The organism is Tolypothrix tenuis PCC 7101 (assembly GCF_963874875.1).
GTDB lineage: Bacteria > Cyanobacteriota > Cyanobacteriia > Cyanobacteriales > Nostocaceae > Aulosira > Aulosira tenue.
The window spans coordinates 3,373,692-3,393,613 of record NZ_CAWNJS010000001.1 but is presented as its reverse complement, the minus strand read 5'-3'; the positions used below and the strand labels follow the sequence as shown (position 1 = coordinate 3,393,613).

Below are 19,922 nucleotides of genomic sequence, written 5' to 3'. Positions count from 1 at the left end.
TCCAGTTGCTTCACAGTACTGCTAAACTCCCTTTCCTTCTCTCTGCGTTCTCTGCGCCTCTGTGGTTCAATAAAACCTAAATTATCTAGCTCAACTAGTAGACAATCTATATTTCCTTGCTACACTTTTACTTCATAAACCCAGCTACCTTGCGCCTATGGTTCATGTAAAGCGCGTCGAACTTACAAACTTTAAATCCTTTGGTGGTACTACCCAAGTTCCTTTGCTGGGGGGGTTTACTGTCATATCTGGGCCAAATGGTTCTGGGAAATCTAATATTCTTGATGCGCTGTTGTTTTGTCTCGGACTCGCTAGTTCTAAAGGGATGCGCGCCGATCGCCTCCCAGATTTGGTCAATAATACTCAAACAGCTAAAAGCCGTGCCACTGTAGAAGCTAGTGTGACGGTGACTTTTGATATTTCGGATGCAGTCTCAATCAATGATACAAAGCCGCAAAGCCTAGAAAATATAGAGGAAGTCGAAGTATTAGAAATTGAGGAAGTTGAGGAAGTTGAGAACGTTGAGGAAGACAAGTTAAAATCCAAACTTCCCAATCCCGAATCGTCGAATGAGTGGAGTGTCACCAGAAAACTACGGGTGACGCACCAGGGAACTTATACATCGAATTACTATATTAACGGCGCTTCTTGCACCCTCACAGAGTTACATGAAGCCTTAGAAACACTACGGATTTACCCCGAAGGCTACAACGTGGTACTGCAAGGGGATGTCACTAGCATTATTTCGATGAACGCCAGAGAACGGCGAGAAATTATTGATGAATTGGCGGGGGTAGCGGCGTTTGATCGCAAAATTCACCAAGCCAAGGCGACTTTAGATGAGGTGAAGGAAAAGGAAGATAGTTGTCGGATTATTGAAACTGAATTAACTGTACAACGCGATCGCCTGTCTCAAGACCGCGCCAAAGCTGAAAAGTATCAAAAACTCCGCGCTGAATATTTGGCGAAACAATCCTGGGAAGCTGTGTTATCCTGGCGTTCCCTACAAGCACAGCAAGAAAAATTAGCTAATCAAATTCAAAGTGGCGATCGCAAATCTGAAGAACTGTCTGCGGAACTGACAACTCTTAACACTACAATTGAGCAAACCACCGTTGAATTAGATAAACTCAACGCCCATGTTAAAGCTTTAGGGGAAGAGGAACTGTTAGCAGTACAATCTACCCTCGCCACCCAAGAAGCTGAACACAAACAACTCCAGCGTCAGCGCAGCGAATTAGACACCGCAATTCAAGAAACTGGGAAACGCCAGACGCAAAGTCAGCAAGAAATTCAACAACACCAACGTTCCCTCGAACAAATTGCGGAAACTCAGGTAATTGAAAAGCAATCGATTGTCTACTTACAACAGCAACGAGATGAGACGCAACAAGCACTAGAAACTTCTCGCCAAGCAGCGGCGGAAATTGCTTCGGCTTCGGAAGCTTGGGTACAGCAACAAACGGCGTTAAACCGTCAAATTGAAACGCTGCTGCAAACGCTGGAACCCCAACGCACCGAACAAGCGCAGCTAAGAGAACGCAACGATCAGCTACAGCAGCAAATTCAAGAACAAACCCAGCTGGTGGCTAGCTTAGAGCCAGAATTAGCCACAAAACAAGCTGAATGTAGTCGCTTAGAAGCAGAATTTAACACCTCTAGCGAACCCATTCAAAATTTAGCGCAAAACCTGGCAGCCACAGAACAAGAACTGCAAATTCAACAAGATACGCAAAAGCGCTTACTGCAAGAACAGCGGGAAAAACAACGCCAACTAGATAAACTCGAAGCGCAAGCGCAAGCACAGCAAGAAGTTCAAGGAACCCAAGCTAGCAAAGTCATCTTGCAATCGGGATTGCCGGGACTTTGTGGCTTAGTGGTACAGTTAGGCAGAGTTGAACCCCGTTACCAACTAGCTTTGGAAATTGCCGCTGGTGGGCGCTTGGGACATATAGTGGTGGAAGATGACGGTGTTGGTGCGGCGGGAATTGAACTGCTGAAACAGAAACGCGCCGGAAGAGCCACTTTTTTACCGTTAAATAAAATTAATGCTCCCAGATTTACCCAAGATGCCACACTGCGTTTAGCCAGTGGCTTTGTCAACTACGCTGTAAACTTAGTTGAGTGCGATCGCCGTTATAAAGATGTTTTTAGCTATGTTTTTGGTAATACCGTCGTTTTTTCTACCCTAGAACAGGCGCGGAAAAACTTAGGTTTATACCGCATCGTCACCTTAGACGGGGAATTATTGGAAACTAGCGGTGCGATGACTGGTGGTAGCAACACCCAGCGTTCGGCGTTACGCTTTGGGAACGTCGAAGCGGCTGAACCCGAAGAAGTCGCCGCTTTAAAAAGACGCTTGGGGGAAATTGAGAGAGTTTTAGAACGTTGTACAGAAGCCATTTCTACTCTCGCAGCCAAAACCAAAACCTTAGCGCAAGAAGTTACAGAAGCGCGTCAAGCCAGGCGAGAACAGCAGATCCAATTAGAACAGCTGCAAAAAGAAATTAAAACTTTGACAGCGCAGTTAGAAAATACGCGATCGCAATTAGCGCAAAACAGCGAAAAATTTGCCACCGCGCAATCTCGCTTGGAAGTTTTGGATCGGGAATTACCGGGACAAGAAAATCAGTTGCAACAATGGCGACAAACATTAGCGGAGTTAGAAGCCTCCCAAACCCCCAGTGAATGGCAACAAATCCAAGCCACCATTAAAAACCAAGAGCAACAATTACAACAACGAGAAACAGCCTTACGGGAAGCAGAGCAAAGGTTAAGAAATCTCGAAAACCAGCAACAGCGTTTACAAGAAAAAATCCAAGAAGCTGAGGAACGGATTACCCAATACCAGCATGAGCAAGAAACCCAGCAAAATCAATTAAGCTTCATCAGCACCCAACACTCAGCACTCAGCGCTCAAATCGCCGCACTTAAGGCGAAATTGAGTCAGATGGAACTGAGTTTAGGCGAAGAAAAACAAAAACGCGATCGCACCGAACAAGAACTGCGATCGCACCTCCTGCGTCAGCAACAATTAGAATGGGAACTGCAAAAACTCCAAGAAACCCTCACAGCCAAGCGCGAGGAAATCGTTAATGTGAGGGAGCAACTGCAAACCGTCGCCGCCGAACTACCCAGCCCCCTACCGGAAGTCCCCGATCAAGTAGACTTAGAAGAATTGCAGAAAGAATTGCGATCGCTTGCCAAACGTCTGCAAGCAATGGAACCAGTAAATATGCTGGCTTTGGAAGAATACGAACGCACCCAAAACCGTCTGCAAGAACTGACGCAAAAGCTGGAAACCTTAGAAGGGGAGCGCACAGAATTACTTTTACGGATTGAAAACTTTACTACATTACGTCAACGCGCCTTTAAGGAAGCTTTCGACGCAGTGAACGAGAACTTCCAATCTATTTTCGCCACCCTTTCCGAGGGTGACGGCTACCTACAACTAGACGATCCCGAAGATCCATTTAGCAGCGGCTTAAATTTAGTCGCCCACCCCAAAGGTAAACCAGTCCAAAGACTAGCCTCCATGTCTGGGGGAGAAAAATCCTTAACAGCCTTAAGCTTTATCTTTTCCCTACAACGTTATCGTCCTTCCCCCTTTTATGCTTTCGATGAAGTCGATATGTTTTTGGATGGGGCAAACGTAGAACGATTAGCTAAAATGATTAAACAACAGGCTAAACAAGCTCAATTTATAGTTGTGAGTTTGCGCCGACCGATGATAGAATCAGCCGAACGCACAATAGGCGTTACTCAAGCACGGGGAGCTTACACCCAAGTTTTGGGAATTAAATTGCAAGCCGACCATACATCTGCTTGAGTTTTTGTTAATAATAGTGTATAGATTAACCGGATTCGAGATCAGGACTCGGTATAGAATGACCTCTGAACAGATAATTAGGCGTTCCGACATATTAAATACCCAGGTAATTACCCGCGACAACGGTAAGCGGGTAGGTATAGTTAGTCAAGTCTGGGTGGATATTGACCAACGAGAGGTTGTAGCTCTTGGTTTGAGAGACAGCCTGATCTCTATTTCTGGTATACCGCGCAATATGTACCTTAGCAGTATCAGCCAGATTGGTGATGTCATCCTGGTCGATAACGAGGACGTAATCGAAGATATTGAAGTTGAAGCATTAAGCAACCTGATTAACTGGGAAGTAATTACAGAAACCGGTGAAGTACTAGGTAGAGTACGCGGCTTCAAATTCAATGGTGAAAATGGCAAACTTCACTCTATAGTCATTGCTTCTGTGGGATTACCACAAATTCCCGAGCAAGTGCTAAGTACTTACGAACTCTCAATAGATGAAATCGTCAGCACAGGCCCCAGTCGATTAATTGTATTTGAAGGAGCCGAAGAACGCGTCAATCAATTGACAGTTGGCGTTCTAGAACGCATGGGAATCGGCAAAGCCCCCTGGGATCGCAGCGATGATGAAGAATACGGCTATAGTGCGCCTCGCACAGTTACCCCAGACAAACAACTACCCAGCGGTGTACCATTACAGCCACCCAAGCCCAAAGTTCACACCCCCGAACCCGTAGCCAGGGAAGAGTGGGATGAGGACTATGTAGAAGAAGAAAGACCCCAGCGCCAAGTAATGCAAGCGCGCCAGTACGAATCGATTCAATACGAAGAAGACGACGAAGAAGACAACTGGAGTGAGGCTACAGATAAAGACAGGTATTCGCAGCCCGCTAAATTTGAAGCTCAACCCTACAAAAAGCCCTACGTCGATGAATATGACAACTATGACGATGTAGATGGCGATGCGTGGGAAGATGTCCCCCAACCAGTAAATATTCCCAAGAAAGTCAAAGAAAAACAACCAGAATACGAAGAAGAAGGATATTAAAGTAATTCGTAATTCGTAATTTCTAATTCGTAATTAAATTTTAAATTTAAACCCCTCTTCTCGTGGAAGGAGGGGTTTAATTTCTTATACCAATTTGAAAAAAGAACGCGACAGATGAGTAGGGGCACGGCACCAGTCACCTGTGTCAACTTAAGCTTAAAGCTATATAGGGCGGGCGTTGTACAAATACCTCGCGCCCTCATCCCCTAACCCCTTCTCCCGCAGGAGAAGGGGAACTAAATCTCTTGCTCCCTTCTCCCTGTGGGAGAGGGGCACAGGGTGAGGGCGAAACCTTACAAGCAAGCGGGTTTCACGTTAAGTTGACACCAATGGGCACCAGTAAGATATTTGATATGCCAAAAGATTGAGGATGCCGTGCCCTTACAAAGAATTTATCTGTCGCAAACATTATTTGAATTGGTATTAGTTAGGGCTTACTATTCTAATTTAAAGCAAGTGATGAAAAAGCGATGCTAATTAAGAGACTTGATTAGGAACTTTCAGAAATTAAATTATTCAATCAGAAAGGGCGAAGATATGGAACAAATTCTTTCTCTTTCTCTGCTCGCCCTAGCGATAGGATAGTTTTTAGTTGGAAGCCCCTTAACGCTTACGACTACAATACATTACCAAAAGCACAAACAATCCCATCCCCGCAAGATATTTTAAAGGGTCTGGGATGCTGGGATTAGGTGAGAAAAACCCCTCAATAGTGCCAGCAATTACTAACATCGGTACAATCCCAAATACTAACTGTGCTGCCTGGGAACCGTAAGATTTCAGTGCATCCCGACGACGATATTTACCAGGAAACAAAATTGCTCTTGCTATTAGCAATCCTGCACCACCAGCAAAAAAAATAGCAGGTAATTCTAAAGAACCATGTGGAAATACAAAAGCCCAAAAGGGATAAGCAAGATGATTTTGACCTACCAATGTGCCAATCGCACCAATTAATAAACCATTAAATATCATTAAATATGTTGTGTATGCCCCGGCTGTAATTCCACCAGCAACAGCCCCAAAGGAAACCGATAAATTATTAATCATAATACTGCTCGATGCTAGGGGTTCGATCCCCACAATTGACCCCATCCACAATTTGCGATCGTCTCGCACGCGGGAAATTAAACTTTCGGGTACAATCAACGGCATAAAGCTGGGGTCTTGCCAAGCATACCACCAAGCAACTAACACCCCTAACAAAAATAAAGCCGTAGCTATAGCGATATAGGGGAATGTTTGCTGCACTACAGCAGGTAATCCCCATTTGTAGAACTCTAATACAGCTTGCCATTCCTGCCGTCGCGAACCTTGATAAATCTGCGTATAGGCGCGAGTCGTTAAAGATTGTAAACTTTGAATCAACGTATTGCCGACTTTTTGAGTACGGGCGCGTGCTAAATCTGCTGCTACTGAACGATATAAACTGGCTAATTCCCTAATTTCCATCGCCCGCAGCGATTTTAACCCTTTTTTTTCTACCTGCCGTAAAAGGGTATCCAAACGCTGCCAATTTAATTCCCGTCGCGCAATCCAACGTTGAATATTCATAAATTTTGGGAGGATTTGGGTGAGTGTAATTTAAGATAGCCTCAATTCATCTCCGTACTTGCAAGGAAAATATAACATCATGACTGGTGATTTTGGTTCTCCTAGTCCCATGCAACCCCTGAGTGTGGGCAATGTCGTGAGTGCAGGAATAAGATTGTATCGTTCTCACCTCAAAGATTACTTTTTACTTGCCCTCAAAGCTTACGTTTGGATACTTGTTCCAGTATATGGCTGGGCGAAATTTTATGCCCTGACAGGGCTGATTTCTCGTTTAGCTTTTGGCGATTTAGTCGATCAACCAGAAAGCATTAGCGAGGGTGAACGTTTTGTAAATTCGCGATTATGGCAATTTTTATTAACAATGCTGTTAATGGCGATTGTCGCTATGGGAATTGTCTTCGGTATTAGCTTTGGATTTGTGATAGTTGGCGTTTTATCAGCTGTCGTAGTCGGAGGGTTAGGTCAACAAAGCAGCCCTGCGGTGACATTGCTTGTAGTTTTAATCGGCTTGATTGTAGGTATTGCGGCTTTGGTTGCAGTGTTTTGGCTGTTAACCAGGTTCTATTTAGTGGATGTTCCCTTATCAATTGAGGATAATGTTGATGCGACCTCAACCATTAGCCGGAGTTGGGAGTTAACTCAAGGTTACGTTTGGCGGATTCTGTTGATTAGCTTTGTAGCTGTTTTGATCACATTTCCGATTCAACTAGTAGTGCAAATCCTCGCAACTATTATTCAGTTAATTTTCACACCCCTACTGCAACAGGGAAACAGTGCTGCGAGTGTGCTGGTATTTTTGCTAGTTCTGGCTTTAAGTTTTGCCAGTGGCGCAGCCGTTCTTCCATTTTGGCAAAGCATCAAAGCTGTAATTTATTATGACCTGCGGAGTCGTCGTGAAGGCTTAGGCTTAAAGTTACGCGATCGCGAAATTTAAACAGTCAAAAGCCACAGAAACGCGATTAATCGCGTCTGTACTAGAGTCAACAGTCAACAACCTACTCCTCGTCCTATTTAATTAGGACTGCTTTTTTATAGCTAATTTTAAATTACTTATGCACCTTTTTAACCGTGTTAAATTCCGTACTCCCGAAAGTGTAGAACTAGAATTTACCCTTGCAGGAATTGGTAATCGTGCCTGGGCATTGATAATTGATTATCATATTTTGGCTTTCATTTTGGTGGGGTTCTACATTCTTTTTTGGCTGCTTGTCGTCCAATTTTCGGATTTTTGGATAACGGTTGTTGGTTCTACTTTGGGTTTGTGGATGATTGCGATCGCATTCATCATCACTTTTACTATTTATGCAGGTTATTTCGTGTTTCTAGAAACTTTATGGCAAGGACAAACCCCTGGTAAACGCATTGCTAAAATTCGCGTTGTTCGAGATGATGGTAGACCAATTGGTTTACAACAGGCAGCTTTACGTGCCTTACTGCGTCCCGTTGATGAATTTTTATTTATCGGCGCTTTTTTTATTATGTTGACTCGTCAAGAAAAGCGCTTAGGCGATTTAGCTGCAGGCACAATTGTGATTCAAGACCAAATCCCAATCGGAACAGCAACTTTAACTATTTCAGAACCAGCAAAATCATTACACGCACAACTAATAGAAATTGCTGATTTATCTCCCTTATTACCAGATGATTTTGCTGTAATTCGAGAATATTTACAACGACGTAGTGGAATGTCAGCTAAAGCTAAATCTTTACTAGCGCTAAAATTATCGCAACAGGTTCAAGCTATTATTAACCTAGAGCAGATGCCTGCTGGTGTTTCCTCAGACGAATTTTTAGAAGCGATTTATCTGGCTTATAAACAAAAAGAATTTTAAATAAAGGATGAAGGATGAAATAAGAATTGGTATCAGCAAAATGGAATAATAAACAAAAAATCAGCTTTTATAGTTTATATTCCATCTACATTTGGGCACATTAATTTCATAATTCAGACTTCATCTTTCATCCTTATATTGACTATTAACTAATAGCTAAAGTCGGCCAATCAGGTTGACGATAATAGCGTGTCATGTCATCAAATTTTCGCAATTCAACGCGATCTACTAAAAATTCCGGTGAATTTAAAAGCCATTGTTGATTCAAATCAGACAGCATAGTACTCAAGTTGGTACGGTCTAGTTCTGGCGAAATTGCTCCAAAATAGCCTAATGTAATATGGGCGGTGAAATGATAATGTTGTTCAATGCCCAAAGCCATTAATTGAGAATTTTGATAAATAGTACGGCGAAGTTTAATCACCTGTTCGTAGCAGCGCTCATCCTGTGGTACTAAGCAAACTCCTATTGCTCTTGGCATGACTATCAATCCCAGCACTTGCCAATAAATAGGTTTACTATCAGCTGTGAGAGATTTTTGATATTCCTGAAATATTTCCCCACAGCAAGAATGTAACTGCTGTTCAAATTGGGGATTTTTTTCACAAGCATCACGGTAAGCACTATCCCAAATTAAATCTGCCACCGTCAAATGGAAACTACTATCCGGTACAGGCACAATCAAATCACTATTGGTAGGTAACTCCAACAGTTTTTGTTGATAAGCTTTTAACTGCGTATAGAAAGCAGAGTTTTCTGTTGCTTCCCCCGCAGGTGGGGTAATTAGCGTGTAGCCGGGAAATGGTGCTGCTTGCCTAGAACCCGAGTCTGGCTGAAATTTAGAAGATTCTTGAATATGCTGGACTTGAGATCTGTAAGCTTCTGGTAGCGTCATTCTTGCTACCCGATTCAAGTAAGTTTGATAATTATCGTCCAATCTCGTTGGCCTCGCGCGCTCTTACTTGATAGATTTTAGCCGAATAGACTTCTAAGTCCAGTACCCTAGTTACAAGGGATGTTTTGATCACGCGATCGCATTTGCTAATCCACCAGGAAGGTACTGCCCCTCCTGTATCTGTGTTATCAGCACAGCGCCTCACTTTTCGGCTTCTGGTGGCAGGCGGAAGATGGAGGAATCGAACCCCTACAGTTGACTGTACCCTGGTTTTCAAGACCAGTTGCCGACCATTTAGCGGCATCTTCCATTCAGGGGTGTCTGAGGAGGCTTGAACTCCCTAATGACTGGTTCCACAAACCAGCGCCGCGACCACTTTGGCTTCAGACACCACAGTGGAATCAAGGGGATTTGAACCCCTAACCTTCCGCTTGCAAGGCGGATGCTCTAGCCAGTTGAGCTATGACCCCATACAGCAGGAGTGGTAGGACTTGAACCTACATAGGTCGATTTAGAAGATCGATGCCCATCCATTAGGCCACACTCCCATAAATTGGTAGCCCTAGCAGGGATTGTAGACGCGGAGCGGCTTCCCGAAGGGTACCTGCGACTTCCTCTTTGTAAGAGAGGCACTCTCCGACTGAGTTACAGGGCTACGAGAGCGGAAGACGAGATTTGAACTCGTATCTGAAGCTTGGCATACTCCAGTGTTACCCTTACACCACATCCGCACTATTGGAGCGATCGACGAGAATCGAACTCGTACCGTGAGTTTGGAAGACTCTGATGCTGCCTTTACACCACGATCGCATTCTGGAGCTGGTGACAGGAGTTGAACCTGTAACCCATCGCTTACAAGGCGATTGCTCTGCCACATTGAGCTACACCAGCATTTATAGATCTGAAACTAGAAATTGTAGTCGTCCAAATGAGCGACCACCGCTTCATCTCAGCCATACCCCTGACTGGATTTGAACCAGCAACTTCCAAATTTTAAGTTTGGCACCTCTTCCAATTGGGTCACAGGGGCATAATTTGGTGGGTCGCCCAGGGGTTGAACCTGGATAAGTCTGCTTAAAAGGCAGCTGCATATCCGCTCTGCCAACGACCCAATTTGGTACTCCCGACAGGATTTGAACCTGCAACAATTCCGTCCCTCAAACGGAAGCGTTTACCAATTTCGCCACGGGAGTATCAGTACCCTTGGTGGGAGTCGAACCCACAAAATCTGGTTTCTAAGACCAGCACGTTTGCCAGTTTCGTCACAAGGGCATATCGGAATGGCAGGATTTGAACCTGCAACCTTCAGCTCCCAAAGCTGCCGCGCTACCAAGTTGCGCCACATCCCGTTGGTACTCCTGACGGGAGTCGAACCCGTACAAAATAGACTGTTTTTGAGACAGCCGCCTCTTCCAATTGGGCTACAGGAGCATAATTTGGCTGCCCTGCCAGGGTTTGAACCTGGAATCTCCTCGTTCAAAGCGAGGGATGTTGCCAGTTACACCACAGGGCAATAATTGGTTGCCGAGGTTGGGGTCGAACCAACATCTCTGTGATTCAGAGTCACAGCGACTTTCCAAGTCGTCCACTCGGCAATGAATGGCTGCCCCAGTAGGACTCGAACCTACAACAAAGCGGTTAACAGCCGCTTGCTCTGCCATTGAGCTATGGGGCAATGTGCCAGTCCCCTAGGTCAGAATCGAACTGACGACCTCTGGTTTTTCAGACCAGCGCTCTCTACCAAAACTGAGCTACTAGGGGATAAAGCGAGAACGGAAGGACTTGAACCTTCACTTTTCAGTTTCGTAGACTGATGTGTTATCCAGTTACACCACGTTCTCAAAGGCGGAGAGGACAGGATTTGAACCTGCGACGGGTTTTTAAAACCCGTTTCCTCTTAGCAGGAGGATGCTTTGAGCCACTCAGCCACCTCTCCAACAGACGCGGGAGAAGGAATCGAACCTTCCTAGACAAGCTTATGAGACTTGTGAGTGACCACTACTCTATCCCGCTATGGGTCGGGCTGGAATTGAACCAGCAAAGCAAACGCGGCGGTTTTACAGACCGTTGCCCACACCAGTAGGCGAGCCGACCCTCAACTTTGAGTAATTACTTGAGATTTCTGGGTGAAATAAAGGAATGGAGAGACCAGTTGTCCTGCTCTCTGCCATCCCAACTCAAGTCAGCAGTGCCGACGGGAATTGAACCCGCAATCTCCTGCTTGAAAGACAGGTGGCTTTACCAATTTGCCTACGGCACCAAGAGTGAAATTTCTACCACATGCAAGTTTGAGAAGCTGTTTTTTCAGCCCCCAGGTTTGGTGGAGGCTGTAGGATTTGAACCTACTCTGATTGAGAAAATCAGATGACCAGTTTGTAAGCTTCTTAGGTTAGGACACGCAGTAGAACGCACAGACAAGGATTTGAACCCTGACCAAAGGTTTTGGAGACCCTGGTGCTGCCGTTACACCATCTGTGCATTGGTCACAGCGGCGAGATTTGTAGACGCGGAGCGGCTTCCCAAAGGGTACTCGCATATACCAAGTTATGAGCTTGGGGCTTTGCCATTAAGCTACACTGCAACGTTTGGAGTCCAGGGCGAGAATTGAACTCGCACAGTCGGTTTTGCAGACCAATACCCTAACATTAGGCGACCTGGACATTTTTGGAAGCCTCGACGGGAGTTGCACCCGCTTCTCTCTGACTGAGAATCAGAGCGACTTAATCTACTCGTCCAAAAGGCTACAAGGCGGGGATGACGAGACTTGAACTCGCGACTTCCTGTTCGACAGACAGGCACTCTTAACCAACTGAGTTACACCCCCACGTTGGGTGGCAATTATTTAGTTTTCATGGTTCAGAAGTGTTAGCGTTGTGCCTTTTGCAGAGGCTCTTTTGCTTCACTACATTTATACTACATAAATGCTACAAAAGTGTCAAGGGTATACTACAAATTTTTTTCGAGGGTGAGAGGGTAGGATTATGTAATCGCTGTATGGCTTTCTCTCACTGGGTTTAAGGGAATTAATTCAATAAAGTTGAAATGAAAAATTGAATCTTGTTCTTGTAGTATGTCCAAAAAAAGAAAGCAGAGGAAGAATTTCTCCCTCTGCTCCTCTGCTTTCTCTTCTTTCTCTGCTGCCTTAACGAAGAGATATCTTAACTAAACGGTATTAGGAGTGAATTACTCATTCTCAGTAAGGCGTTGTGCATTCCAAAACTGTTCTGCAAATGCGACAGCTGGGTGGATTGGAGCTTTGGGTTTGGTTTTAAGTACCATTCCTGCTTCATGTGGTAGGCGATCGCTCTTGGTTGAGTTACAGCGTTCACAAGCTGTAACAACGTTGTTCCAAGTATGCTGACCACCTTTAGAACGGGGAATTACATGGTCGAGGGTGAGACGCTTGGTGCTTCCACAGTATTGGCAGGTGTGCCCATCACGTTTGAGAACTTCACGTCTATTTACAGGTGGTACTTTCCAATGACGTTCAGGATTGCCAAATGTTAGACGAATATGTTCGGGAACTTGTAGTACGAAGCTAGGAGAGCGAACTTCCCAAAGTTTAGTACTGCCAAACTCTAACGATTCTGCCTGTCCGGTGACTAAAAGCACAATGGCTCGTTTAATGTTAACCCGTGCTAATGGTAGGTAGTTCTTAGAGAACACGACCACCGAATTTTGTAATATGTGTGATTTCTGAGTCTGTGGTTGAGCTTCCATAAGTGAATTCACTCCTCAAAAAAATAACCCCCGCCTCTAGTCATTCAGGAGCGGGGGTCAAGTAGTTAATACTCTTGGCTTTATAGTTGGCACAAGAAAGCACTTGCACCTCCCGCTCTGTATCAGTCGATTTGGATTTAGCCAGAGCGCGATCGCTCTTAAAATCCCTTGATTTGCAGATTTACTGCCCACAAACCGATATATTCCCTCAAATGCCAATAGCCCATACAGGCTAGCGGCTTTACAGAATGCGATCGCATTACCCAAACCCTTGCTGGGTCGGCAATCTATCGCGCACTTATGTGTTGAGGAAAATCTGCGGTTCATTGAATTTCTGTAGTATGTGTGATTAAGACTAATAACTAATATTTATAATACAGTTGTAGTATGAAATTGTCTACTACATATTGTAACTAATATCAATACTTGTTGGTAAAAGGGCAAAAGGTGAAGGGAGAAAGGGAAAGAAAATACCTGACTGGGATTTGCACTCAGCACTTTCCAGTCAGCTAATCATGGGAAACAAGTTTTCCCCATGCCTCATGCCCTATGCCCATTTTCAATACAGGACTAAACTCAGTAGAGCGTGTAGAATTGTCACTTGCAGTCTTGACGTTATTAGTGTATCGGGTGAGAACAGGTGTCATTGGCGACCAACTTTGTGATGTGTAAGCTTGCTTAAAATCATCTAGAAGCAGAAGCACTATGCACCAAAAGTTACTCTACCCACTAATTAAGGAGAATAACTATGTCCTTCAAAATCCTCAGTATGGATGGTGGCGGGATGCGTGGAGTGATTACTGCACGTATACTCCAAGAAGTTGAAGACCAGATTAGAAAACAGAAAGGTCAGTCTTTAAATGAATACTTCGACCTCATTGCTGGTACTTCTACTGGATCAATTTTAGCAGCGGGAATTGCTTTAGGTAAAACTAGTGCAGAACTAATAAATCTATATGTGAATAAGGGTAAATACATCTTCCCCCTGAAAATTAAAAACCGCTATAAAAGGTTCCCATCGTTCATACAACCCATTTTGGAGGCATTGTCACCTAGCAAATATTCTCACGAAGGGCTGATTAAAGTTTTGATAGATGAGTTGGGATACCGCAGAATTCAAGATATAGATAGTCCGATAATTTTAATTTTGGCTTACGATACCCTTTATCGCAACACCACATTTTTTACAAATTGTCATCCAGATTTAGGCTACCGTTGGTACGATGAATGTTATTTATGGCAGTTATGTGTCGCTTCGGCAGCGGCTCCTTCGTTTTTTCCACCTTATAACTTAGAGCCTGTTAACAAAGAGAAATTTGGCAATTGGGTATTTCCACATATTGATGGTGGCGTATCAGCTAATAATCCGGCTTTGGCGGCGCTGAGTTTAATTATGAAAATCAGTCAATGTTCGGATCGGGTTGTTTCCCAAGAAACAAAATGCAAATATAAGCTAGATAACCTCCAGATGGAAGACATATCTATCCTTTCGATTGGAACTGGTCAAACTGGCGAACCTTATCAATTTGAGCAAATCAACAAGTGGAAGCCGTTAGATTGGGCACAACATATTCCTGATATTTTTATGGAGCCTACGTCTGAGGTTAATAGCACTATTTGTCGGCAAATTATGGGAGGATATGAATCTCAACGGTATTTACGCCTGCAATTTGATTTAAATGAAAGATTTAAGGCGAAGCCAGGAGAGACATATAAAGACAGTAGAGTTTTATTGCGGCCAGAAGACAGGAAAAATAGATATACAAATATAAAAGTGAGTGAAGACATAGATAACGCTCACAGGGATATTATTGCACAATGGATAGATACTACATCTGCATACATAGATGAAGGACATACATACTATACAAGAGACGATGTTGGGCCTAAGGTAAAAGACGCGATCGCATCTTTTATTGCTATTAACTAGTTGCATTCACGTAAAACCATATACAAAATACAATCCTTAAGGATGTTTAAATAGAAATCTCGTATGCATACGAGATTTTCGCGTATTTATACGCGCTATAGTCAAGATTTTTGTGTAGATTTCAGTAAGAACTACATGTCAATTTTAAAAACTTCTGTTGCTAATTGTAGGATTTAAGTAAATTAATAACTTTATTAATCTCTCTAGAAAAATTTTATCTGTATAAATATTTAATCTCTTTACAAAATAATCTTCATCAGCCTAAGTTATACTGCTGAAATTGATTTGCTATCCTAGAAATTTTTAAAAAATCTATTGCGGTATTTCACTATTGTTAGTCGTTTCCTCAGTAATTTGAGAAAGTCTGCCTAGACAATAAATCTCTGTTAGTTATGTATAAACTCTGTTTTCAAACAATCAAAAATACAGATATGCTTAGATAACAAATCTTAAAAATTGCTACAATGCAAATAAAAAATAGATTTAACAGGACTTTGCCTGCAGGCTGATTACTCTTGTAAAAGATTAAATTAAAACCACCCAACAATCATTACAGCAAGCTCAAAACTCCATCTTCTTAAGGTAATTTAAGGATGATTAAGCATCATGCCAGCAGCTTACGAAATTTCGGCAATATTAATAGCAGAGATGTGATTACTTCTGAAATAAGTTTTGTCTGGAATGCAGGCATTGATTAAATCTGCTAATTACCTAGTACCGCTATGTAGAAATCAGACATTTTGAGGTTTTTATTAGCGAAGCGGTAGCGTTGGCATAGGTTCTCCTCGAGAGGAATGAGTATATTCTTGATTTGCTCAGTCAAAAAGTGGCGTTGAGCAAACAACAAACTAATCTCAAATATAAAATTACTACATTCACAAGCAATCAGTGTCTTAGTCCATCAGGTTTCAATTCTCAGAAAAACCTGATTGATACAGTTAAGCAAGCTATAAGTGGCGTTTCCTTCACCTGAAGGGTAAAACTGACGCGCAAAAGTCAAACCTTGTTGATTCTAAACTTTTGTGTTGACTTTGAAACTCTGCATAGCCACAAAACATCTTTCTCTCAAGTGGCGATATTAGATATCTCATACAAAAGAATTGCGCTAGCCAAATCCTTTGAGTCAAGTGTAATTCATCTACTCTTAATTTTTGCTTAAGCAAAAATTAAGAGTAGATCTAAATGGTGTGACTATCTTTTGTCGTGGGATGCTTCTGTACATTTAGCAAACAAATTAAGGAAGGCAAGAATGTTAATTAATTCCTCTGACGAACGTGGTAGCGGCAGATAGCACAAGCCTAAATTATCTCTTAGCTATTTGCAAAATTTGCTTTGATTTATAGATGCTGGGTAGCAGATAAAATCATTCAAGCAAGATGATTGAGTAAATCAGAAATTTCTTTTTTCAAAATAGTGAAAGCTACAAGCAAGCTGCTAATAAGGTTATCTTGTTGCGCTTACTTTCAATGGCTGTGAATCTATTTTTGTGGTGCGAAAGTCTTTACTAACTGGGTACTAAGCATCTAGTAACATACAAAATAATTGTCAATGAGTATAGGGCATTGGAATGCAGACTAGTGAATACACTTGTCAGCTTCAATGCCCTGTCTCTATAGAGTTAATCTTTGTTTATAACCAGAGAAAGATGTAGAGATTACTCAACTTGTGGAAATTTAGGTAGTAGAGATGGAATTTTTCACATCTTGGCAAAGCTACTAAATCCTCCATGCAAAATAATCTGGTTATGTTCCCTAGCCTGAAGGTAGCAGGGAATAATTCACACGCAACTCAAACACAGCGTACTAAGTATCACTATGTTGAGCAGCTGTTTATAGAACTGCTAGCAACAGAAAATTTAGATGAGCAACTAGAAAATGTTGCAGAGAAAGCCAAGGCTTTTGAACAGACGCTTTCAATAGCGATTCGTGCAGCTTACGAAAATGGCTGTGGCGAACAAGAGGCTCATCTGTTTTTGCAAAGAATACTTTATCGAATTAATCGACTGAATTTGTTTTGGTATGACGATTTGCGACATTATGACAATGAGCGATCGCTTTACTTGTTATCCTGTCGTCAGCAAATTGAAGCTGCTTGGCAAGCTTGGGAACTAGCACAATTCGACTTGCCCAGATTGCAAAAATTGCATGTCAAACAAGCACTTACTGAACGCGCATCTTTGGATGTCGATCCCCCATTATCGGCGGATAGTCGCTATCTTCAGGAGGAAATGAGCGAGGTTGGCTATCGTCATTTATTAGCGATCGCATCTTTTGATGGCTTGGTAGAAGGTAGCCGCATGACCAACATTTTGGGTGGTGCAGCGAATGAAGTGCAGTGTACGCTGGTGCGAGTATTCTTGGAAGAATACGGCAACGGTCGTTTACCTCGCAAGCATTCGACATTTTTTGCCCAAATGTTAGATGAGTTTGGCATGAATACTGAACCTGAGGGTTATTTTGATTTAGTACCTTGGGAAGTTTTAGCTTGTGATAACCATAATTTTTTAACTACACAGCGTAAACGCTATTTTCTCCGTTACAGCGGTGCATTAACCTATTTTGAAGTAGCTGGCCCTGCAGCTTACAGAAATTATTTAGCAGCAGCGCAACGATTGGGACTGTCACAAGCAGCAATGGGTTACTGGGAACTGCACATTAAGGAAGATGAACGCCACGGTCGTTGGATGTTGGATGATGTGGCTTTACCCTTGGCAGATAAGTATCCTGATGATGCTTGGGAAATAGTACTAGGTTATGACCAAGAAAAATTTATGGGCGATCGCGCCGCCAAAGCTGTTGTTCGTTCCATACGTGAAGTCGAACAAGCTGCTGTGAGTATTCGATAAATATAATACTGAAAAAATTCTGACTTTAGCCCTAATCATTGGCTCAAAAACGGCTTTCTTTAGTAACAGCTTGATTACTAAAGAAACAGTTTTTCTTGCCTGAATGCAGTTGTAGTAATTTCTTCAAGCCTGATTACATCTTAAACTTGCATCGAGGTCACATGAAAGATATATTTTTCTGCCCAGAAGAATCTAATTTTTACTCAAATTGTTTAGAAACTTTAGTGCTCAGAAATTGCCAAAATCCTGAGTGTATTGTTGAGTTTGGCTCTGGCGATGGTAGTCCGGTAATCAACTCACTCTTAAGGAACCAATTTGAAGGTGTAATCCAGGGATTTGAATTAAATACTTCTGCCTGGAAAGCTGCTAATTTAACAATTGATGAATATCATCTTACCAATAAATATATTATCAACAATTCTTGTTTATTTCAATCGGATAAACCAGAAGGTAAATATCTTGTAGCCAATCCTCCCTATCTGCCAGCGCCCGATAAAGATATCTATATGCCCCTATTATTTGGTGGTATAGATGGAGCTACAATTACTAATAATCTTTTGGCTTTAGGCTATGAAAATGTGCTAGTTTTGGTCTCTAGTTTTTCTAATCCTACAAGTACAATTTCTCAAGCACAAGAACACGGATATGTTGTCAACAACTTTGTGGTCTTACCTTTAAAGTTCGGCTACTATAGCTCAGAACCAAAAGTAAAAAATCACATTGAAGAGTTGCGTAGACATAAGATGGCATTTTATTCTGGTGATTATTACTTCTTGGCTGGGGTTTTATTTAGCAAATGCCAACAAGATACACCAGATTTATCTAAAGAATTAGCTCAGGTAATGACGAGTTTATAATTTTGTTAAAACTTGGCATTTTCTCTTTGTTTGCATCAAGAAGCAATCTATAGAAATCTGATTTGATTTTTGAAATTCACGCGGGATGAGTTACGCTATCGCTAACGCATCCTACATGGTAATTATCTTTATCGAGATTTAAATCCCCGACTTTTTGAAAAAGTCGGGGATTTTGTCAGTATTTTTTTATGAAAGTAATTTGCATCCTAGCTATATACAGCAATTTACAGTGCAATAGAATGCGGTAAGAGTACCAATAATGTTGCGCCATTATACTCAAGTATTTATTTTTATGAAGCAGCTTTCTAGTCCCAAAGCTAATTCTGATATCGTTTAGAGACGTATTACCGTAACACCGATTCATTAATAAAATTAAGAGGCTGAAAAACCCAGTTTTAACGTCTGAATACAACCAAATATTAATGGTTGCAGCACCAAAAAATCTGGTTTTTGGTCATGATTCTGAATACTGAATCGGTGTTCTAGAAACGCATATTGTCGGATTAATGACATTGCAAAGGTGTTTTAATGCAATCTCAGAATGTACCCAACTATTTGCCCCAAGCAATTTTAACTACACTTTTCTGCTGTTTACCATTTGGAATTGTGGCGATTGTTTATGCTGCTCAAGTGAATACAAAGTTGCAAGCAGGAGATTATGAAGGAGCAATGCAATCATCCAAAAGCGCCAAAACATGGTGTTGGGTATCTTTTGGTTCAGGATTAGCTGTGTTTTTAATTTATTTTCTCCTAGTAATTTTGGCTTCTTTAGCACCGCAATAATAATTATGCAGCGTTCAAAATTGCAAAAATATTATCTACAAACAATGAACATTATTCCTCGTCGCTCATCTTCTATATCTGTGAGAACTGTTAAAGTTGCAGCACTGTCGGGCGTTATTGTTGTAGCTGCAATTATTCTCTACTTTTTCAATCCGAGCAATTCTTCTATTTACCCGCCTAGCCCCTTTAAAGCGCTAACTGGTTTATATTGCCCTGGATGTGGTACGCTACGAGGCTTACATCAATTACTCCACGGGCATATCATCAAGGCTTTTGATTTGAACCCGTTGATGATTTTAGCACTGCCATATTTAATTTATTCTTATATATCCTACAGCGCGCCTGTAATTCTCGGTGAAAAAATTCCCCAAGTTTTTATTAAACCAAATTGGATTTGGTTGATGTTAAAAATTATTGTAGCTTATTGGGTATTGCGAAATCTTCCTTTTGCTCCTTTTTCTTGGTTAGCACCTTGAAAAATCAGTAGTTTAGTGCAATTAATGATAAATGGTCACTAGTACAATACGGCGGAAATAAGCCACCTATTTAAAACAAGCGAAAAGCTTACAAAATCATCATTCTTTCTTTTTACTTTTGCCTTTTTACTTTTGCCTTGTTGTACTAGCTATTTATCA

12 protein-coding genes and 27 tRNA genes are annotated in these 19,922 nt (G+C 42.1%); 9 read left to right on the top strand and 30 right to left on the bottom strand.

Going from position 1 to position 19,922, the window contains the following annotated elements; genetic code table 11:
- The first annotated feature begins 157 nt into the window (after positions 1 to 157).
- Entirely contained in the window at positions 158 to 3,829 is a 3,672-nt protein-coding gene (smc, locus tag AACU25_RS13900) for a chromosome segregation protein SMC (RefSeq protein WP_096576503.1), read from the top strand.
- Positions 3,830 to 3,887: 58 nt separating this feature from the next.
- Complete coding sequence (locus AACU25_RS13895) at positions 3,888 to 4,871, top strand: PRC-barrel domain-containing protein (RefSeq protein WP_096576501.1); 984 nt, start codon at positions 3,888 to 3,890, stop codon at positions 4,869 to 4,871.
- 603 nt (positions 4,872 to 5,474) lie between these two features.
- Here the strand turns inward: AACU25_RS13895 and AACU25_RS13890 are convergent.
- The gene (locus tag AACU25_RS13890; RefSeq protein ID WP_096576499.1) at positions 5,475 to 6,425 is read right to left on the bottom strand and encodes a stage II sporulation protein M; all 951 of its coding nucleotides are present in this window, start codon (positions 6,423 to 6,425) and stop codon (positions 5,475 to 5,477) included.
- 79 nt (positions 6,426 to 6,504) lie between these two features.
- Here AACU25_RS13890 and AACU25_RS13885 point away from each other — a divergent pair, with 79 nt between their 5' ends.
- Together AACU25_RS13885 and AACU25_RS13880 are read left to right on the top strand one after the other, a co-directional pair.
- The gene (locus tag AACU25_RS13885; protein ID WP_096576497.1) at positions 6,505 to 7,359 is read left to right on the top strand and encodes a DUF975 domain-containing protein; all 855 of its coding nucleotides are present in this window, start codon (positions 6,505 to 6,507) and stop codon (positions 7,357 to 7,359) included.
- A gap of 118 nt (positions 7,360 to 7,477) precedes the next feature.
- Complete coding sequence (locus AACU25_RS13880) at positions 7,478 to 8,257, top strand: RDD family protein (protein ID WP_096576495.1); 780 nt, start codon at positions 7,478 to 7,480, stop codon at positions 8,255 to 8,257.
- Positions 8,258 to 8,402: 145 nt separating this feature from the next.
- Here the strand turns inward: AACU25_RS13880 and AACU25_RS13875 are convergent, their stop codons facing one another.
- The 29 genes from AACU25_RS13875 to AACU25_RS13735 form a co-directional block, all read right to left on the bottom strand.
- The gene (locus AACU25_RS13875; protein WP_190445883.1) at positions 8,403 to 9,194 is read right to left on the bottom strand and encodes a DUF1868 domain-containing protein; all 792 of its coding nucleotides are present in this window, start codon (positions 9,192 to 9,194) and stop codon (positions 8,403 to 8,405) included.
- A 184-nt stretch (positions 9,195 to 9,378) separates the two neighbouring features.
- Positions 9,379 to 9,461, bottom strand: a tRNA-Ser gene (locus tag AACU25_RS13870).
- 87 nt (positions 9,462 to 9,548) lie between these two features.
- Positions 9,549 to 9,622: transfer RNA gene (locus AACU25_RS13865), tRNA-Ala, on the bottom strand.
- Positions 9,623 to 9,628: 6 nt separating this feature from the next.
- A tRNA-Arg gene (locus AACU25_RS13860) sits at positions 9,629 to 9,700 on the bottom strand.
- Between the two features lie 6 nt (positions 9,701 to 9,706).
- Positions 9,707 to 9,807: transfer RNA gene (locus AACU25_RS13855), tRNA-Val, on the bottom strand.
- A gap of 5 nt (positions 9,808 to 9,812) precedes the next feature.
- Positions 9,813 to 9,883: transfer RNA gene (locus AACU25_RS13850), tRNA-Gly, on the bottom strand.
- 5 nt (positions 9,884 to 9,888) lie between these two features.
- Positions 9,889 to 9,962 (bottom strand) — tRNA-Gly (locus AACU25_RS13845).
- Between the two features lie 4 nt (positions 9,963 to 9,966).
- A tRNA-Thr gene (locus tag AACU25_RS13840) sits at positions 9,967 to 10,043 on the bottom strand.
- Between the two features lie 65 nt (positions 10,044 to 10,108).
- Positions 10,109 to 10,182 (bottom strand) — tRNA-Leu (locus tag AACU25_RS13835).
- A 6-nt stretch (positions 10,183 to 10,188) separates the two neighbouring features.
- Positions 10,189 to 10,263, bottom strand: a tRNA-Lys gene (locus AACU25_RS13830).
- A 4-nt stretch (positions 10,264 to 10,267) separates the two neighbouring features.
- Positions 10,268 to 10,345: transfer RNA gene (locus AACU25_RS13825), tRNA-Leu, on the bottom strand.
- Between the two features lie 5 nt (positions 10,346 to 10,350).
- Positions 10,351 to 10,424 (bottom strand) — tRNA-Leu (locus AACU25_RS13820).
- Between the two features lie 3 nt (positions 10,425 to 10,427).
- Positions 10,428 to 10,501, bottom strand: a tRNA-Pro gene (locus tag AACU25_RS13815).
- Between the two features lies 1 nt (position 10,502).
- A tRNA-Leu gene (locus tag AACU25_RS13810) sits at positions 10,503 to 10,583 on the bottom strand.
- A 6-nt stretch (positions 10,584 to 10,589) separates the two neighbouring features.
- Positions 10,590 to 10,665, bottom strand: a tRNA-Gln gene (locus tag AACU25_RS13805).
- Between the two features lie 5 nt (positions 10,666 to 10,670).
- Positions 10,671 to 10,747: transfer RNA gene (locus AACU25_RS13800), tRNA-Gln, on the bottom strand.
- A 5-nt stretch (positions 10,748 to 10,752) separates the two neighbouring features.
- A tRNA-Asn gene (locus AACU25_RS13795) sits at positions 10,753 to 10,827 on the bottom strand.
- Between the two features lie 9 nt (positions 10,828 to 10,836).
- A tRNA-Phe gene (locus AACU25_RS13790) sits at positions 10,837 to 10,913 on the bottom strand.
- Positions 10,914 to 10,919: 6 nt separating this feature from the next.
- Positions 10,920 to 10,993, bottom strand: a tRNA-Arg gene (locus tag AACU25_RS13785).
- Positions 10,994 to 10,998: 5 nt separating this feature from the next.
- Positions 10,999 to 11,088, bottom strand: a tRNA-Ser gene (locus tag AACU25_RS13780).
- 5 nt (positions 11,089 to 11,093) lie between these two features.
- Positions 11,094 to 11,165 (bottom strand) — tRNA-Met (locus AACU25_RS13775).
- Between the two features lies 1 nt (position 11,166).
- A tRNA-Tyr gene (locus AACU25_RS13770) sits at positions 11,167 to 11,247 on the bottom strand.
- A gap of 91 nt (positions 11,248 to 11,338) precedes the next feature.
- Positions 11,339 to 11,412: transfer RNA gene (locus AACU25_RS13765), tRNA-Glu, on the bottom strand.
- A 147-nt stretch (positions 11,413 to 11,559) separates the two neighbouring features.
- A tRNA-Trp gene (locus AACU25_RS13760) sits at positions 11,560 to 11,630 on the bottom strand.
- A 2-nt stretch (positions 11,631 to 11,632) separates the two neighbouring features.
- Positions 11,633 to 11,733: transfer RNA gene (locus tag AACU25_RS13755), tRNA-Ile, on the bottom strand.
- A gap of 5 nt (positions 11,734 to 11,738) precedes the next feature.
- Positions 11,739 to 11,812: transfer RNA gene (locus AACU25_RS13750), tRNA-Cys, on the bottom strand.
- Between the two features lie 5 nt (positions 11,813 to 11,817).
- Positions 11,818 to 11,895: transfer RNA gene (locus AACU25_RS13745), tRNA-Glu, on the bottom strand.
- A gap of 6 nt (positions 11,896 to 11,901) precedes the next feature.
- A tRNA-Asp gene (locus AACU25_RS13740) sits at positions 11,902 to 11,976 on the bottom strand.
- Between the two features lie 359 nt (positions 11,977 to 12,335).
- Entirely contained in the window at positions 12,336 to 12,872 is a 537-nt protein-coding gene (locus AACU25_RS13735; protein ID WP_096576491.1) for an HNH endonuclease, read from the bottom strand.
- 748 nt (positions 12,873 to 13,620) lie between these two features.
- Here AACU25_RS13735 and AACU25_RS13730 point away from each other — a divergent pair.
- The 5 genes from AACU25_RS13730 to AACU25_RS13710 all read left to right on the top strand — a co-directional run bounded on the left by AACU25_RS13730 (position 13,621) and on the right by AACU25_RS13710 (position 19,763).
- Positions 13,621 to 14,802, top strand: coding sequence for a patatin-like phospholipase family protein (locus AACU25_RS13730; RefSeq protein ID WP_096576489.1), 1,182 nt, complete (start codon positions 13,621 to 13,623; stop codon positions 14,800 to 14,802).
- Positions 14,803 to 16,528: 1,726 nt separating this feature from the next.
- Positions 16,529 to 17,647, top strand: a complete 1,119-nt coding sequence (locus AACU25_RS13725; RefSeq protein ID WP_096576487.1) for an iron-containing redox enzyme family protein — start codon at positions 16,529 to 16,531, stop codon at positions 17,645 to 17,647.
- A gap of 161 nt (positions 17,648 to 17,808) precedes the next feature.
- Positions 17,809 to 18,504: a class I SAM-dependent methyltransferase gene (locus AACU25_RS13720; RefSeq protein WP_096576485.1), complete on the top strand. Its 696-nt coding sequence runs from the start codon at positions 17,809 to 17,811 to the stop codon at positions 18,502 to 18,504.
- 528 nt (positions 18,505 to 19,032) lie between these two features.
- Positions 19,033 to 19,287, top strand: a complete 255-nt coding sequence (locus AACU25_RS13715; protein WP_096576483.1) for a CD225/dispanin family protein — start codon at positions 19,033 to 19,035, stop codon at positions 19,285 to 19,287.
- Between the two features lie 5 nt (positions 19,288 to 19,292).
- A complete protein-coding gene (locus AACU25_RS13710; protein ID WP_321206798.1) occupies positions 19,293 to 19,763 on the top strand; it encodes a DUF2752 domain-containing protein in 471 nt (156 codons plus the stop codon).
- Positions 19,764 to 19,922: the final 159 nt, after the last annotated feature.

Coding starts and splice junctions, on each gene's coding strand:
- AACU25_RS13895 (WP_096576501.1), top strand. CDS start 3,888: ATGACCTCTGAACAGATAATTAGGCGTTCCGACATATTAAATACCCAG.
- AACU25_RS13730 (WP_096576489.1), top strand. CDS start 13,621: ATGTCCTTCAAAATCCTCAGTATGGATGGTGGCGGGATGCGTGGAGTG.
- AACU25_RS13890 (WP_096576499.1), bottom strand. CDS start 6,425: ATGAATATTCAACGTTGGATTGCGCGACGGGAATTAAATTGGCAGCGT.
- AACU25_RS13715 (WP_096576483.1), top strand. CDS start 19,033: ATGCAATCTCAGAATGTACCCAACTATTTGCCCCAAGCAATTTTAACT.
- smc (WP_096576503.1), top strand. CDS start 158: ATGGTTCATGTAAAGCGCGTCGAACTTACAAACTTTAAATCCTTTGGT.
- AACU25_RS13725 (WP_096576487.1), top strand. CDS start 16,529: ATGCAAAATAATCTGGTTATGTTCCCTAGCCTGAAGGTAGCAGGGAAT.
- AACU25_RS13710 (WP_321206798.1), top strand. CDS start 19,293: ATGCAGCGTTCAAAATTGCAAAAATATTATCTACAAACAATGAACATT.
- AACU25_RS13880 (WP_096576495.1), top strand. CDS start 7,478: ATGCACCTTTTTAACCGTGTTAAATTCCGTACTCCCGAAAGTGTAGAA.
- AACU25_RS13735 (WP_096576491.1), bottom strand. CDS start 12,872: ATGGAAGCTCAACCACAGACTCAGAAATCACACATATTACAAAATTCG.
- AACU25_RS13885 (WP_096576497.1), top strand. CDS start 6,505: ATGACTGGTGATTTTGGTTCTCCTAGTCCCATGCAACCCCTGAGTGTG.
- AACU25_RS13720 (WP_096576485.1), top strand. CDS start 17,809: ATGAAAGATATATTTTTCTGCCCAGAAGAATCTAATTTTTACTCAAAT.